Genomic DNA, 14,409 nt, shown 5'->3' with positions numbered 1-14,409 from the left:
TTGTGTCGTTACTCACATTCTACAGGAAACCCGTGGTGCTAGATAAACTCAAACAAGCATAAAAATAGCCCTTGCATGAGGATCTCCTTAAAATGAAAGTGCAACCAAACATTGAAAGGAGAATCCCTATGCAAGAGCACTTTCATTTTACTACAGATCAAGCAAAGATTCAAAAGCAATATGCCGCCATTTTCTTTTTTGTCTCTGCCCAACTGTCATCGATTCAGATGTACCTACAGCGTCGCAACCGCCATTTGGTCAAACAGGAAGACGCCGTGGTCATCGCGATTCATCTTTTAGGAAAGTTGCTCGGTTTTACTTCTGAACGGGCGTGGCATCGTTTTGTCACGGGAAATTTGTTCACAAACGGCTCGTTTCTTGAACGCTCCCGATACAACCGCCGTTGCCGGGCGCTTGGTTTCGCCATCAAATGGATCCGTCATGAGCTGGCAAAACGCGGTCAACATCATGCCTATGCCGTCGTGGACAGCTTGCCGCTCCCGTTGTGCCATACGGCAAGAATGCATCGCGTCAAACGGTTTCAAGAGATCGCCGACATCGGGTATTGCGCTTCCAAAAAGCAATGGTACTACGGGTTGAAGCTGCACCTTCAAGTGACCGATCAAGGGCTGCCAATGGGGTATGTGGTGACGGAAGCATCTTGCCACGATCGAATCGCAGCCGAAAGCGTGATGACCCAAATTCCCCACCCGTATAACTTTGGGGACAAAGGATTCATTAGCCGTGACTTGCAAAAAAGGCTGTACGAAGAATACCAAATGGCGCTTTGGACTCCGTCTCGAAAAAACCAGAAACATCGTGCGTCTGAGACATGGGAGCAGTGGATCCAACAAAAACGCAAAGTGATCGAGACGGTGTTCTCGGTTCTGGTTGACCACTATCGCATCACGGGGATCCGAGCCAATTCGATTATCGGATTTGAAGTGGCACTAGACGGTATATTGTTAGCTTATTCCCTGGTTACACTTGGGCTAGTTGAGCGCTAAAGCTCAACTAGCACCACGGGTTACAGGAAAGGTGCTCTTTTTTCTATACCCTTTGGATTTTATTGGATAATCAACACGCCTGTGTTCGCATTATATTGAGGGAGGATGAATGCAATGAAAAACAACGGTGGAGCCCGAGTAGTGGTCATCGGCGCCGGGTTTGTCGGCGCCAGTTATGTGTTTGCCTTAATGAATCAAGGGATTGCCGATGAGATCGTGCTCATCGATGCGAATGAAAGCAAGGCCATAGGCGATGCGATGGACTTCAACCATGGGAAAGTATTTGCGCCGAAGCCGGTTGACATTTGGCACGGCGATTACGATGATTGCCGCGATGCCGATTTGGTTGTCATTTGCGCCGGCGCCAACCAAAAACCGGGCGAGACGCGGCTTGATCTTGTGGACAAAAACATTGCCATTTTCCGCTCGATCGTTGAGTCGGTCATGGCATCCGGATTTCAAGGACTGTTTCTCGTCGCCACCAATCCGGTCGACATTTTAACGTACGCGACGTGGAAATTCAGCGGCCTGCCGCATGAGCGGGTGATCGGTTCGGGGACGATTTTAGATACGGCGCGGTTCCGCTTTTTGTTGGGCGAGTATTTCTCTGTCGCTCCGCAAAATGTTCATGCCTATATTATTGGGGAACACGGCGACACTGAACTCCCGGTCTGGAGCCAGGCTTATATCGGCGTCATGCCGATCCGCAAGCTGGTCGAGTCCAAAGGGGAAGAAGCGCAAAAAGATCTCGAGCGCATTTTTGTCAATGTGCGCGATGCCGCCTACCAAATTATTGAGAAAAAAGGAGCGACGTACTACGGGATTGCGATGGGGCTTGCCCGCGTGACGCGCGCCATTTTGCATAACGAAAACGCTATTTTGACCGTATCAGCCTACCTCGATGGCCTATATGGGGAGCGCGACGTCTACATCGGCGTGCCGGCTGTCATTAACCGCAATGGCATCCGCGAGGTGATCGAAATTGAATTGAATGATGACGAAAAAAATCGATTCCATCATAGCGCAGCTACATTAAAAAGCGTGCTAGCCCGTGCTTTTACGCGATGAGGCAACAAACGAAAAGTTGTGCCGACAGTCTTTCTCGTCCAAACAGGGGGATGTATGGCTCTGAGGGCGACACGCTGTTCCGATTGGGAAGGCGGCTTATTCCCGCATAATTGTCCGTTTCACGGTGTATATATGAACTACGGACAATTTGTGGAGGGAAGCGAATGGATTACGCATTCCTCGGAGTGGTGACCGCCGTGTTGCTCGGCAGCATCACTTCGCTTTGGACAGCGAGCGTACAAGCAACGCACCGCCTCTCCCTTGACAGTTTATGGGTGCTCGTTCAATGGTATGGGACGATGCTGCTAGGGTTTGCGATGATTTATATGATTTTGCAAGCCAACGGCCATCATGTATTTACTCCGTCACCAAGCAGTGCAGCAGGAAACCGCCTGTCTATGCTGGAAGACAGTCTATATTTAAGCGGCATGACCCTCCTGTCGGTCGGATACGGAGACGTCACCCCGGTCGGCATCGGGCGGTGGATCGCCATCGCCGAGGCGCTGCTTGGCTACATTATGCCTGCTGTTATCGTCACGCGCACGGTATTTGACTCGGATCGCCGTTGACAGTTGCAATTTTCCTCTGTCTTCGTTACGCTAAAAGAAGACATTAAGGAGACGGAGGGAACGCTATGACGATCGCCATTGGCCAGCCAGCTCCAGATTTCACCTTGCCGGCAAGCAACGGGAAAATGGTTTCGCTCTCAGACTTCCGCGGCCAGTATGTCGTCCTTTATTTTTATCCAAAGGATATGACGCCTGGATGCACGACAGAAGCGTGCGATTTTCGCGACCGTCACGAGCAATTCGCCGGACTGAACGCTGTCATTTTAGGGGTGAGCCCGGATCCGGTTGCACGGCATGAAACGTTTATCGAAAAGTACAAACTGCCGTTTTTGCTTCTTTCCGACGAGCGACATGAAGTGGCAGAAATGTACGGAGTGTGGAAGAAAAAGAAAAACTTCGGCAAAGAGTATATGGGGATCGAACGCTCCACGTTCATTATCGCCCCCGATGGGACGTTGGTTCAAGAATGGCGCGGGGTGAAAGTGAAGGGGCACGTCGATGAGGCGCTCGCGGAAGTCGCCCGATTGGCATCGTCTAGGTGAGTGTCCAATCAATCACAACGTTTTTGCGTACAATGCATAGTAACCTCCTCAAATGAAGGAAATGCGGCGGGTGGAAGTGATTCCCACCCCCTTTTTTTTGTTAAAAAGATGGATGAGCCCATATATTAATGGTATCTATATTGACAAAAGGCATATACTCCTTGTAGACTAATTACAAATATTATAAAATGATAATTTTTTTTATCTTATACGGAGAGTGAGGTGCATGACGGTGTCTACCAACGAGCAGCTGAAGGAAGCGCTTGACATGTTGAAAAAGACGGGCATACGCATCACGCCGCAGCGTCATGCGATATTAGAGTATTTGATCACCTCGATGTCCCATCCGACAGCGGATGAAATATACAAAGCGCTGGAAGGGAAATTTCCGAATATGAGCGTAGCGACCGTCTACAATAATTTGCGCGTCTTCAAAGAAATCGGGCTTGTCAAAGAGCTGACATATGGCGATTCATCAAGCCGGTTTGACTTCGTCACTTCCAATCATTATCACGTCATCTGTGAAGAGTGCGGCAAAATTGTCGATTTCCACTATCCAGCGCTTGATGAAGTCGAGCAGCTTGCCGCTCACGTCACCGGCTTTAAGGTCGACCATCATCGCATGGAAGTGTACGGAGTCTGCCCTGACTGTCAAAAAAGCGGGGCGCCGGCGCATTCGGATTAAAAGGCTGATAGCACAAGGCGGCTATCAGTTTTTTCTTTTTTTGTTGTACTTTTCGTCAAACTCTTTTCCTTCCAGTTCGCGGTCTAACGTCAACGGTTCACGGCAAAACATGCATAAATCGACGCGTCCGAGCATTTTTGTCACTTTGCCGCACGACGGGCAAACGACTTGGACGGCTCTCGTCGAGAGTGTTCCGATCCAAAAATATACAATGCCACTGGCGACAAGAAACAACATCCCAAACAACATAAACAACGTCATGATGACCGGGGACGTACGAAAAAACAGCCCCAGATACATGACAATGACACCGATAAAAATCAAGCTTAAGGCGAAAGTGCGAATTTTGTTGATTTTGCTCGAATATTTGATGCTCATCACAGTCCCTCCTACATAGACCACTATACCATAAAACGGGGTCCCATCGCGAAGAAGAAATCAACAAAATCGACGTTTTAAAGAAAGGAATTCCTCGTTTTTTGTCGAATAACGAATGACGCAACAAACGACAGCTTCATGGATGCAAGCATTCTGGTCTTTCTGAAATGAAACAGGCGTTGACAGCATTGTTTGAACATCTGCACAAACGCAATGTGATGATTGATGACGGTGGAAGGGAGGAAAAAACGTTGCAGAAAAAACAGCCGTCTCAAAATAGGAACGTATGGTTGTCTGTCAATCGATATGTGGGGATATCTGAGGGATTTGTCCGCCCGGATATCGCGGCCGGTTTTCTGCAACGGACGCGAGGTATGAAAGAATTGCTGCATCCCATCTGTCACGAATGGGCAAACCGCTGCAACACGCACGGAATTTTAATGATTGAAAAAACGGCTTTCCATGCAGCAACAACGGATACGTTTGATGTCGTGCTGCTCGTCATTGTCGACCCGCAAAGCGAGCCTATGCTTCTCAGACAGTATTCACTAAACGAGAAAAAGGCGGTGCTTTATGCAGTCAGTGAACGGCAGTTAAATGAATGGCTTGTTCTCGGGTCACATCGAAAGGCGGTCGACTGGGTGTTCAACGGAACAGTCGTGTTTGACCGAAACGGCTATGTTCAGCAGTTGCGCCAGCGCCTTGAGCAATTCCCGCCTAAAGAACGGCGATTGAAAATGGGACTCGAGTTTGCCAAACTGATCCGCCATTATACAGATGGCAAGGCGCTGTTTGCCGCCAAGCATTGGCTCGACTCATACAACCATATGGTGCAAGCCCTCCATCATTTGGCGCGATTGACCGTAATCGAGCACGGACTTTACCCGGAAGTGACCGTATGGAATCAAGTCAAGCGAATGGATGGAAGGATTTATAAACTGTATGAAGAACTCGTTGGAAGTGAAGAACCGCTTCCGAAACGGCTGGAACTTTTGTTGCTGGCCAGTGAATTTTTGATTCATTCTTACGTAGAATCAGGTTCCTCTCATTTATGCGAAGCGCTGAAAGAAAAAAATGGTGCTTGGAGCATTGAGGAAATGACCGGTCATCCGCAGTTTGCGCCTTACTCGGTTGATCTTGTTATCATGCTTGAGTATCTTGTCGAAAGGAAAGTGCTAACCGTCGTGGAAATGCCGACAAAAGGAAATACAATGCTCGAACGGTATTACACGTTGTAAAAAAAGAATTTTGACGGTCCCCTTCTGCTGATCCCCAAAAATGGAAGGGAGCCGGTGAGAGGATGGATGCTATTAGGAATTTCATTGTGTTTATACAAATGTCAGTTGCCAAGATCATTGAAGGAAGGAGGCAACCCGGCCGAAAAAAGCTCTTGACTTCCTTGTCGAACGATGATATATTTTAAATCGCTGTCGCTCCGGGAAAATGTTGCGGAGCGGTATGAATAAAAGGCTGTTGACAATAAACAATAAAAATGCTATGATGTAAGGGTCGCTTTAGGAAGCGGAAAACACATTTGCGTTTGAGGGAGTCCAGAGGAGTTGGATTCCTCGGCGCAAGATTGCAACGAAGTAAGTTCAAGAAGAGGTCTCGTTCCTTGAAAACTGAACGAAACGAAGCGCGACGAAAAGCGGAGGTCCGCGGGTCACCGCGACGGGCAAATGTTCTTCGCCTGCAAGGGTGCTTGCACCCGGAAGGCGAAGGTTATTTGACCCCGAGCGGCGGCGGACCGAAGCTGGACAATACGAAAAGCGGAGGTCCGCATGGGCCGAAGCAAAAGCCAATCAACTTTCTTTGGAGAGTTTGATCCTGGCTCAGGACGAACGCTGGCGGCGTGCCTAATACATGCAAGTCGAGCGGACCGGATTGGGGCTTGCCTTGATTCGGTCAGCGGCGGACGGGTGAGTAACACGTGGGCAACCTGCCCGCAAGACCGGGATAACTCCGGGAAACCGGAGCTAATACCGGATAACACCGAAGACCGCATGGTCTTCGGTTGAAAGGCGGCCTTTGGGCTGTCACTTGCGGATGGGCCCGCGGCGCATTAGCTAGTTGGTGAGGTAACGGCTCACCAAGGCGACGATGCGTAGCCGGCCTGAGAGGGTGACCGGCCACACTGGGACTGAGACACGGCCCAGACTCCTACGGGAGGCAGCAGTAGGGAATCTTCCGCAATGGGCGAAAGCCTGACGGAGCGACGCCGCGTGAGCGAAGAAGGCCTTCGGGTCGTAAAGCTCTGTTGTGAGGGACGAAGGAGCGCCGTTCGAAGAGGGCGGCGCGGTGACGGTACCTCACGAGAAAGCCCCGGCTAACTACGTGCCAGCAGCCGCGGTAATACGTAGGGGGCGAGCGTTGTCCGGAATTATTGGGCGTAAAGCGCGCGCAGGCGGTCTCTTAAGTCTGATGTGAAAGCCCACGGCTCAACCGTGGAGGGTCATTGGAAACTGGGGGACTTGAGGGCAGGAGAGGAGAGCGGAATTCCACGTGTAGCGGTGAAATGCGTAGAGATGTGGAGGAACACCAGTGGCGAAGGCGGCTCTCTGGCCTGCACCTGACGCTGAGGCGCGAAAGCGTGGGGAGCAAACAGGATTAGATACCCTGGTAGTCCACGCCGTAAACGATGAGTGCTAAGTGTTAGAGGGGTCACACCCTTTAGTGCTGCAGCTAACGCGATAAGCACTCCGCCTGGGGAGTACGGCCGCAAGGCTGAAACTCAAAGGAATTGACGGGGGCCCGCACAAGCGGTGGAGCATGTGGTTTAATTCGAAGCAACGCGAAGAACCTTACCAGGTCTTGACATCCCCTGACAACCCAAGAGATTGGGCGTTCCCCCTTCGGGGGGACAGGGTGACAGGTGGTGCATGGTTGTCGTCAGCTCGTGTCGTGAGATGTTGGGTTAAGTCCCGCAACGAGCGCAACCCTCGCCTCTAGTTGCCAGCATTCGGTTGGGCACTCTAGAGGGACTGCCGGCGACAAGTCGGAGGAAGGTGGGGATGACGTCAAATCATCATGCCCCTTATGACCTGGGCTACACACGTGCTACAATGGGCGGTACAAAGGGCTGCGAACCCGCGAGGGGGAGCGAATCCCAAAAAGCCGCTCTCAGTTCGGATTGCAGGCTGCAACTCGCCTGCATGAAGCCGGAATCGCTAGTAATCGCGGATCAGCATGCCGCGGTGAATACGTTCCCGGGCCTTGTACACACCGCCCGTCACACCACGAGAGCTTGCAACACCCGAAGTCGGTGAGGTAACCCGCAAGGGAGCCAGCCGCCGAAGGTGGGGCAAGTGATTGGGGTGAAGTCGTAACAAGGTAGCCGTACCGGAAGGTGCGGCTGGATCACCTCCTTTCTAAGGACGAAAAGCGGAAGCGCCGCGTTCGGCTCTCGAAGCCAAATGTTCTTCACCCGGAGGGGTGCTGGCACCCCGAGGGGGAAGGTTATTTGGCAGAAGAGAGCCAGGCGCTGGAGCTAGACAAGACGAAAAGTGGAGGCCGCAATGGCCAACTGTCGATACACAGCGCTTTCGTTTCGTTCAGTTTTGAGGGAATGAGAAATTCCTTCAGTTGCTTTGCGTCTGCGTCTACAAGTGAATTCAGAGAAGCTGGATTCCTCGACGCAAGACTGCAGAGAAGCAAATTCAAGAAGTAGTCTCGTTCCTTGAAAACTAGATAACCGGAAAAGCGGAGGCTCGCGGGTCGCCGCGATGGGCAAATGTTCTTCGCCTGCAAGGGTGCTTGCACCCGGAAGGCGAAGGTTATTTGACCCCGAGCGGCGGCGAGCCGACGCTAGACAATAAGGAAGAAGCCGAGAGCGCTGTAGGTTAAGCTAGAAAGGGCGCACGGTGGATGCCTTGGCACTAGGAGCCGATGAAGGACGGGGCAAACGCCGAAACGCTCCGGGGAGCTGTAAGCAAGCGTTGATCCGGAGATGTCCGAATGGGGGAACCCACTGTCCGTAATGGGGCAGTATCCATGCCTGAATCCATAGGGCATGGAGGGCACACCCGGGGAACTGAAACATCTTAGTACCCGGAGGAGAAGAAAGCAAACGCGATTCCCTGAGTAGCGGCGAGCGAAACGGGAACAGCCCAAACCAAGAGGCGTGCCTCTTGGGGTTGTAGGACCGCTCATTGTGGGAGTGAGAAAGGAACGGGGTAGACGAACCGGTCTGGAACGGCCGGCCAGAGAAGGTGACAGCCCTGTAGTCGAAACTTCGTTCCCTCCCGAGCGGATCCTGAGTACGGCGGGACACGGGAAATCCCGTCGGAAGCAGGGAGGACCATCTCCCAAGGCTAAATACTCCCTAGTGACCGATAGTGCACCAGTACCGTGAGGGAAAGGTGAAAAGCACCCCGGAAGGGGAGTGAAAGAGAACCTGAAACCGTGTGCCTACAAGTAGTCAGAGCGCGTTCATGCGTGATGGCGTGCCTTTTGTAGAATGAACCGGCGAGTGACGATGGCGTGCGAGGTTAAGCCGAAGAGGCGGAGCCGCAGCGAAAGCGAGTCTGAACAGGGCGAAAAGTACGTCGTCGTCGACCCGAAACCAGGTGATCTACCCATGTCCAGGGTGAAGGCCGGGTAACACCGGCTGGAGGCCCGAACCCACGCACGTTGAAAAGTGCGGGGATGAGGTGTGGGTAGGGGTGAAATGCCAATCGAACTTGGAGATAGCTGGTTCTCCCCGAAATAGCTTTAGGGCTAGCCTCGGGATGGAGAGTGTTGGAGGTAGAGCACTGATTGGGCTAGGGGCCCTCATCGGGTTACCGAACCCAGTCAAACTCCGAATGCCAACGACTTATGCCCGGGAGTCAGACTGCGAGTGATAAGATCCGTGGTCGAGAGGGAAACAGCCCAGATCGCCAGCTAAGGCCCCAAAGTGCACGTTCAGTGGAAAAGGATGTGGAGTTGCAAAGACAACCAGGATGTTGGCTTAGAAGCAGCCACCATTTAAAGAGTGCGTAATAGCTCACTGGTCGAGTGACTCTGCGCCGAAAATGTACCGGGGCTAAACGTGCCGCCGAAGCTGCGGGATGACCGTTGGTCATCGGTAGGGGAGCGTTCTAAGGGCGTTGAAGCCAGACCGGAAGGACTGGTGGAGCGCTTAGAAGTGAGAATGCCGGTATGAGTAGCGAAAACAGAGGTGAGAATCCTCTGCGCCGAAAGCCTAAGGGTTCCTGAGGAAGGTTCGTCCGCTCAGGGTTAGTCGGGACCTAAGCCGAGGCCGAAAGGCGTAGGTGATGGACAACAGGTTGAGATTCCTGTACCACCTCCTTCCCGTTTGAGCGATGGGGGGACGCAGGAGGATAGGGCGAGCAGGCGGCTGGAAGAGCCTGTCCAAGCCGCAAGGCTGATCCGTAGGCAAATCCGCGGATTGTAAGGCCAAGCGGTGATGGCGACGGAGTCATCCGGAAGTCCCCGATTTCACACTGCCAAGAAAAGCCTCTAGCGAGGGAAGAGGTGCCCGTACCGCAAACCGACACAGGTAGGCGAGGAGAGAATCCTAAGGCGCGCGGGAGAACTCTCGTTAAGGAACTCGGCAAAATGACCCCGTAACTTCGGGAGAAGGGGTGCTCGTTTGGGTGAAGAGCCCGAACGAGCCGCAGTGAAAAGGCCCAAGCGACTGTTTATCAAAAACACAGGTCTCTGCGAAGCCGAAAGGCGACGTATAGGGGCTGACACCTGCCCGGTGCTGGAAGGTTAAGGGGAGCGCTTAGCGGAAGCGAAGGTGCGAACCGAAGCCCCAGTAAACGGCGGCCGTAACTATAACGGTCCTAAGGTAGCGAAATTCCTTGTCGGGTAAGTTCCGACCCGCACGAAAGGTGTAACGACTTGGGCGCTGTCTCAACGAGAGACCCGGTGAAATTATACTACCTGTGAAGATGCAGGTTACCCGCGACAGGACGGAAAGACCCCGTGGAGCTTTACTGCAGCCTGATATGGAATTTTGGTATCGCTTGTACAGGATAGGTGGGAGCCTGGGAAGCCGGAGCGCCAGCTTCGGTGGAGGCGGCGGTGGGATACCACCCTGGCGGTATTGAAATTCTAACCCGCACCCCTGATCGGGGTGGGAGACAGTGTCAGGCGGGCAGTTTGACTGGGGCGGTCGCCTCCCAAAAGGTAACGGAGGCGCCCAAAGGTTCCCTCAGAATGGTTGGAAATCATTCGGAGAGTGCAAAGGCACAAGGGAGCTTGACTGCGAGACGGACAGGTCGAGCAGGGACGAAAGTCGGGCTTAGTGATCCGGTGGTTCCGCATGGAAGGGCCATCGCTCAACGGATAAAAGCTACCCCGGGGATAACAGGCTGATCTCCCCCAAGAGTCCACATCGACGGGGAGGTTTGGCACCTCGATGTCGGCTCATCGCATCCTGGGGCTGTAGTCGGTCCCAAGGGTTGGGCTGTTCGCCCATTAAAGCGGTACGCGAGCTGGGTTCAGAACGTCGTGAGACAGTTCGGTCCCTATCCGTCGCGGGCGCAGGAAATTTGAGAGGAGCTGTCCTTAGTACGAGAGGACCGGGATGGACGCACCGCTGGTGTACCAGTTGTCCCGCCAGGGGCACCGCTGGGTAGCTATGTGCGGACGGGATAAGCGCTGAAAGCATCTAAGCGTGAAGCCCCCCTCAAGATGAGATTTCCCACCGCGTCAGGCGGGTAAGATCCCTCGAAGATGACGAGGTCGATAGGTCCGAGGTGGAAGCGTGGCGACACGTGGAGCTGACGGATACTAATCGATCGAGGGCTTAACCTAACAAGAAAAGTGGAGGCCGCCTGCTTATCGGCGAGGCGCGCTGGAGGGCCTGCGAGCGGGCTTAGCCCGCCGCAGCAGGACCGAAGCGTCGCGAGCCGATGGCGGCCGGAACTAGACAGTGAAAAGCGCAGGCGAGCGGCGGCGAGCCGGAGCTAGACAATGAAAAGTGAAAGCGTCCCGGCTTCTTCCCGAAACGGTTATCTAGTTTTGAAGGAATGACTTTCCTTCTTGACAACATTTATTTTTTAAGTATAATAAATGATGTCGAAACTGAATCGCTTGCCTAGTGGTGATAGCGGAGGGGAAACACCCGTTCCCATCCCGAACACGGAAGTTAAGCCCTCCAGCGCCGATGGTAGTTGGGGCCAGCGCCCCTGCAAGAGTAGGTCGCTGCTAGGCAATTTCGTGGAGGATTAGCTCAGCTGGGAGAGCACTTGCCTTACAAGCAAGGGGTCGGCGGTTCGATCCCGTCATCCTCCACCACTTACACCAATTGTGTATTCTTATCGCCGTAGGGTGGAGCAACAAGCCTTTGCTTCCTCGAAACCGCTTCGAGTTGCCCCGACGCATCTGGCTTCCTCGAATCAGTTAGTAGAGGAAGGGGCAACGAAAAATTTACTCAGAACATGATCGAAACTGAATCATTTCCTATCGCCGCGGGGTGGAGCAGTCCGGTAGCTCGTCGGGCTCATAACCCGAAGGTCGCAGGTTCAAATCCTGCCCCCGCAACCAAAATTGGTCCCGTAGTGTAGTGGTTAACATGCCTGCCTGTCACGCAGGAGATCGCGGGTTCGAGTCCCGTCGGGACCGCCATTCTTTCAAAATTGTGAAAGATGAAAAATACGGCTCAGCAGCTCATTCGGTAGAGACGAGCATCTGCTTCATCGAATTCGCTTCGAGTTGCCTCAACGCATCGAGCGTCTTTGAATCAGCTGGTAGAGGAAGAGGCACAGAGCAATTCAACGAGCGAGTTAAAAAATAATATATGGCTCGGTAGCTCAGTCGGTAGAGCAAAGGACTGAAAATCCTTGTGTCGGCGGTTCGATTCCGTCCCGAGCCACCATCAAACTATAAATTATACCGGCTTAGCTCAATTGGTAGAGACGAGCATTCGCATCGTTGAATCTGCTGCGAGTTGTCCCGACGCATCCTACTTCTTTGAATAAGCTTGCAGAGGAAGGGACACCTAGCATTTGACTTCCTTGAATCAGCTTGTAGAGGAAGAGGCACAACCGAGCAGATCATATGAGCCAGTAACTCATGTTAAATGTGCCGGCTTAGCTCAATTGGTAGAGCAACTGACTTGTAATCAGTAGGTTGCGGGTTCAAGTCCTGCAGCCGGCATCTTCCATTTTGAAAAAATTCAACTAGCGAAACATGAGCTCAGAAACGAGCGATACATCTTCGAGTTGGCTTCGAGTTGCCTTCGAGTTGCCCCGACGCACTTGACTTCTTCGAATAAGCTTGTAGAGAAAGGGGCAGGTAGAGTGAAATGAAGCTTAGAGTGTTATCTTAACCATGAGCCATTAGCTCAGTAGGTAGAGCAACGAGCGATGCATCATCGAGTTGGCTTCGAGTTGTCCCGACGCATCTTGCATCTTCGAATATGCTAGTAGAGGAAGGGACATCGTTCACTGTGAGTGTATACCCAACCATGAGCCATTAGCTCAGTAGGTAGAGCATCTGACTTTTAATCAGAGGGTCGGAGGTTCGAGTCCTCCATGGCTCATCGTCTTGCGGAAGTAGTTCAGCGGTAGAACACCACCTTGCCAAGGTGGGGGTCGCGGGTTCGAGCCCCGTCTTCCGCTCCACTTCCGCCGGGGTGGCGGAATTGGCAGACGCACAGGACTTAAAATCCTGGGGTAGGTGACTACCGTGCCGGTTCGAGTCCGGCCCTCGGCACGTGCGCTCGTAGCTCAATTGGATAGAGCATCTGACTACGGATCAGAAGGTTAGGGGTTCGAATCCTCTCGAGCGCGTTTTGTCGGGAAGTAGCTCAGCTTGGTAGAGCACACGGTTCGGGTCCGTGAGGTCGCAGGTTCAAATCCTGTCTTCCCGATTTATCATGGGGCCTTAGCTCAGCTGGGAGAGCGCCTGCTTTGCAAGCAGGAGGTCATCGGTTCGATCCCGATAGGCTCCACCTTTTGACTTAAATTTGGCGGTGTAGCTCAGCTGGCTAGAGCGTACGGTTCATACCCGTGAGGTCGGGGGTTCGATCCCCTCCACCGCCACCATTATCGGACCTTTAGCTCAGCTGGTTAGAGCAGACGGCTCATAACCGTCCGGTCGTAGGTTCGAGTCCTACAAGGTCCACCATTATTATTATTGTTGCTTTTTTGGAGGAGTACCCAAGTGGTTGAAGGGGTCGGTCTTGAAAACCGAGAGGCGCCGCAAGGCGCGCGGGGGTTCGAATCCCTCCTCCTCCGCCATGCACTTTAAAATCGTGCCGGCTTAGCTCAATTGGTAGAGACGAGCATTCGCATCGTTGAATCTGCTTCGAGTTGTCCCGACGCATCCCACTTCTTTGAATAAGCTTGCAGAGGAAGGGACACCGAGCATTTGACTTCCTCGAATCAGCTTGTAGAGGAAGAGGCACAACCGAGCAGATCATATGAGCCAGTAACTCATGTTAAATGTGCCGGCTTAGCTCAATTGGTAGAGCAACTGACTTGTAATCAGTAGGTTGCGGGTTCAAGTCCTGCAGCCGGCACCAGAACGAGGCGACTATGGCGAAGTGGTTAACGCACCAGATTGTGGCTCTGGCATGCGTGGGTTCGATTCCCACTAGTCGCCCTTTTCATTATATTATATTCTATATTTGCGGGTGTAGTTTAGTGGTAAAACCTCAGCCACGAGCATCTGCATCATCGAATTAGCTTCGAGTTGCCCCGACGCATCTGGCTTCTATGAATCAGCTGGTAGAGGAAGGGGCATGGAAATAGCGTGGCGGATGTTAAGCCAAATATTATGCGGGTGTAGTTTAGTGGTAAAACCTCAGCCTTCCAAGCTGATGTCGTGGGTTCGATTCCCATCACCCGCTTTTGATGGGCCTATAGCTCAGCTGGTCAGAGCGCACGCCTGATAAGCGTGAGGTCGGTGGTTCAAGTCCACTTAGGCCCATTATTTTCCATTGAATATTTTTGGGTCATTCGCTATAATAATGGGCGAACAATGCCCCATTGTTCCACAGCAAAATCGGAGCGACGAGCTTCACATCTTCGAATTTGCTGCGAGTTGCCTCGACGCATCTCGCTTCCTAGAATTAGCGCTGGCAGAGGAAGGGACAGGGCAAGTATTGGGCTAGCTTTCTTACTCATCATTCCGCAATAGCTCAGCGGTAGAGCAACCGGCTGTTAACCGGTAGGTCGTAGGTTCGAATCCTACTTGCGGAGCCA

General features: G+C 52.6%; 7 protein-coding genes, 19 tRNA genes and 3 rRNA genes. 28 read left to right on the top strand and 1 reads right to left on the bottom strand.

The features are described from left to right. Positions 1 to 128: 128 nt before the first annotated feature. The 5 genes from NSS88_RS06080 (at position 129) to perR (ending at position 3,871) form a co-directional block, all read left to right on the top strand. Positions 129 to 1,007 (top strand): IS982 family transposase, encoded by an 879-nt coding sequence (locus NSS88_RS06080; protein WP_055357903.1) that lies wholly within the window; start codon positions 129 to 131, stop codon positions 1,005 to 1,007. A gap of 114 nt (positions 1,008 to 1,121) precedes the next feature. Then, positions 1,122 to 2,075, top strand: coding sequence for an L-lactate dehydrogenase (locus NSS88_RS06075; protein ID WP_033016716.1), 954 nt, complete (start codon positions 1,122 to 1,124; stop codon positions 2,073 to 2,075). 164 nt (positions 2,076 to 2,239) lie between these two features. Beyond that, the gene (locus NSS88_RS06070) at positions 2,240 to 2,644 is read left to right on the top strand and encodes a potassium channel family protein (RefSeq protein ID WP_033016717.1); all 405 of its coding nucleotides are present in this window, start codon (positions 2,240 to 2,242) and stop codon (positions 2,642 to 2,644) included. Positions 2,645 to 2,709: 65 nt separating this feature from the next. Then, a complete protein-coding gene (gene bcp / locus NSS88_RS06065; RefSeq protein ID WP_033009906.1) occupies positions 2,710 to 3,186 on the top strand; it encodes a thioredoxin-dependent thiol peroxidase in 477 nt (158 codons plus the stop codon). Positions 3,187 to 3,412: 226 nt separating this feature from the next. Next, the gene (perR, locus tag NSS88_RS06060; protein ID WP_033016718.1) at positions 3,413 to 3,871 is read left to right on the top strand and encodes a peroxide-responsive transcriptional repressor PerR; all 459 of its coding nucleotides are present in this window, start codon (positions 3,413 to 3,415) and stop codon (positions 3,869 to 3,871) included. A gap of 24 nt (positions 3,872 to 3,895) precedes the next feature. Here perR and NSS88_RS06055 read toward each other — a convergent pair whose 3' ends face one another. Next, positions 3,896 to 4,249 (bottom strand): YgzB family protein, encoded by a 354-nt coding sequence (locus tag NSS88_RS06055; RefSeq protein WP_055358850.1) that lies wholly within the window; start codon positions 4,247 to 4,249, stop codon positions 3,896 to 3,898. A 374-nt stretch (positions 4,250 to 4,623) separates the two neighbouring features. On the opposite strand from NSS88_RS06055, the gene NSS88_RS06050 reads away from it, so the two are divergent. From NSS88_RS06050 to NSS88_RS05940, 23 genes are all read left to right on the top strand, one after another. After that, on the top strand, positions 4,624 to 5,487 hold the full coding sequence (locus tag NSS88_RS06050; protein ID WP_055358851.1) for a nucleotidyltransferase-like protein: 864 nt from the start codon (positions 4,624 to 4,626) through the stop codon (positions 5,485 to 5,487). 571 nt (positions 5,488 to 6,058) lie between these two features. Continuing rightward, positions 6,059 to 7,617: ribosomal RNA gene (locus NSS88_RS06045) — 16S ribosomal RNA — on the top strand. A gap of 469 nt (positions 7,618 to 8,086) precedes the next feature. Beyond that, positions 8,087 to 11,014: ribosomal RNA gene (locus NSS88_RS06040) — 23S ribosomal RNA — on the top strand. Positions 11,015 to 11,296: 282 nt separating this feature from the next. Further along, positions 11,297 to 11,413: ribosomal RNA gene (gene rrf, locus NSS88_RS06035) — 5S ribosomal RNA — on the top strand. The 16S, 23S and 5S rRNA genes sit together here with 19 tRNA genes alongside, the layout of an rRNA operon. Positions 11,414 to 11,421: 8 nt before the next feature. Next, a tRNA-Val gene (locus NSS88_RS06030) sits at positions 11,422 to 11,497 on the top strand. 172 nt (positions 11,498 to 11,669) lie between these two features. After that, positions 11,670 to 11,746: transfer RNA gene (locus NSS88_RS06025), tRNA-Met, on the top strand. A 5-nt stretch (positions 11,747 to 11,751) separates the two neighbouring features. Beyond that, positions 11,752 to 11,827, top strand: a tRNA-Asp gene (locus NSS88_RS06020). Positions 11,828 to 12,001: 174 nt separating this feature from the next. Continuing rightward, a tRNA-Phe gene (locus NSS88_RS06015) sits at positions 12,002 to 12,077 on the top strand. A 208-nt stretch (positions 12,078 to 12,285) separates the two neighbouring features. Further along, a tRNA-Thr gene (locus NSS88_RS06010) sits at positions 12,286 to 12,358 on the top strand. A gap of 312 nt (positions 12,359 to 12,670) precedes the next feature. After that, positions 12,671 to 12,743 (top strand) — tRNA-Lys (locus NSS88_RS06005). Between the two features lie 7 nt (positions 12,744 to 12,750). After that, a tRNA-Gly gene (locus NSS88_RS06000) sits at positions 12,751 to 12,825 on the top strand. 5 nt (positions 12,826 to 12,830) lie between these two features. Continuing rightward, positions 12,831 to 12,916, top strand: a tRNA-Leu gene (locus NSS88_RS05995). A 3-nt stretch (positions 12,917 to 12,919) separates the two neighbouring features. Next, positions 12,920 to 12,993 (top strand) — tRNA-Arg (locus tag NSS88_RS05990). A 6-nt stretch (positions 12,994 to 12,999) separates the two neighbouring features. After that, a tRNA-Pro gene (locus NSS88_RS05985) sits at positions 13,000 to 13,073 on the top strand. Between the two features lie 8 nt (positions 13,074 to 13,081). Continuing rightward, positions 13,082 to 13,154: transfer RNA gene (locus NSS88_RS05980), tRNA-Ala, on the top strand. 17 nt (positions 13,155 to 13,171) lie between these two features. Then, positions 13,172 to 13,248: transfer RNA gene (locus NSS88_RS05975), tRNA-Met, on the top strand. A 5-nt stretch (positions 13,249 to 13,253) separates the two neighbouring features. Further along, positions 13,254 to 13,330 (top strand) — tRNA-Ile (locus tag NSS88_RS05970). Positions 13,331 to 13,352: 22 nt separating this feature from the next. Then, positions 13,353 to 13,443: transfer RNA gene (locus NSS88_RS05965), tRNA-Ser, on the top strand. A gap of 208 nt (positions 13,444 to 13,651) precedes the next feature. Then, a tRNA-Thr gene (locus NSS88_RS05960) sits at positions 13,652 to 13,727 on the top strand. A 7-nt stretch (positions 13,728 to 13,734) separates the two neighbouring features. Further along, positions 13,735 to 13,807: transfer RNA gene (locus NSS88_RS05955), tRNA-His, on the top strand. Positions 13,808 to 13,983: 176 nt separating this feature from the next. Continuing rightward, positions 13,984 to 14,054 (top strand) — tRNA-Gly (locus NSS88_RS05950). Positions 14,055 to 14,060: 6 nt separating this feature from the next. After that, a tRNA-Ile gene (locus NSS88_RS05945) sits at positions 14,061 to 14,134 on the top strand. Positions 14,135 to 14,334: 200 nt separating this feature from the next. Next, positions 14,335 to 14,409, top strand: a tRNA-Asn gene (locus NSS88_RS05940).

Source organism: Geobacillus sp. FSL W8-1251, from assembly GCF_038005945.1.
GTDB classification, from domain to species: Bacteria; Bacillota; Bacilli; order Bacillales; family Anoxybacillaceae; genus Geobacillus; species Geobacillus stearothermophilus.
Note: the sequence above shows the minus strand (reverse complement) of the source record. Positions and strands in the feature narration are given on the sequence as shown.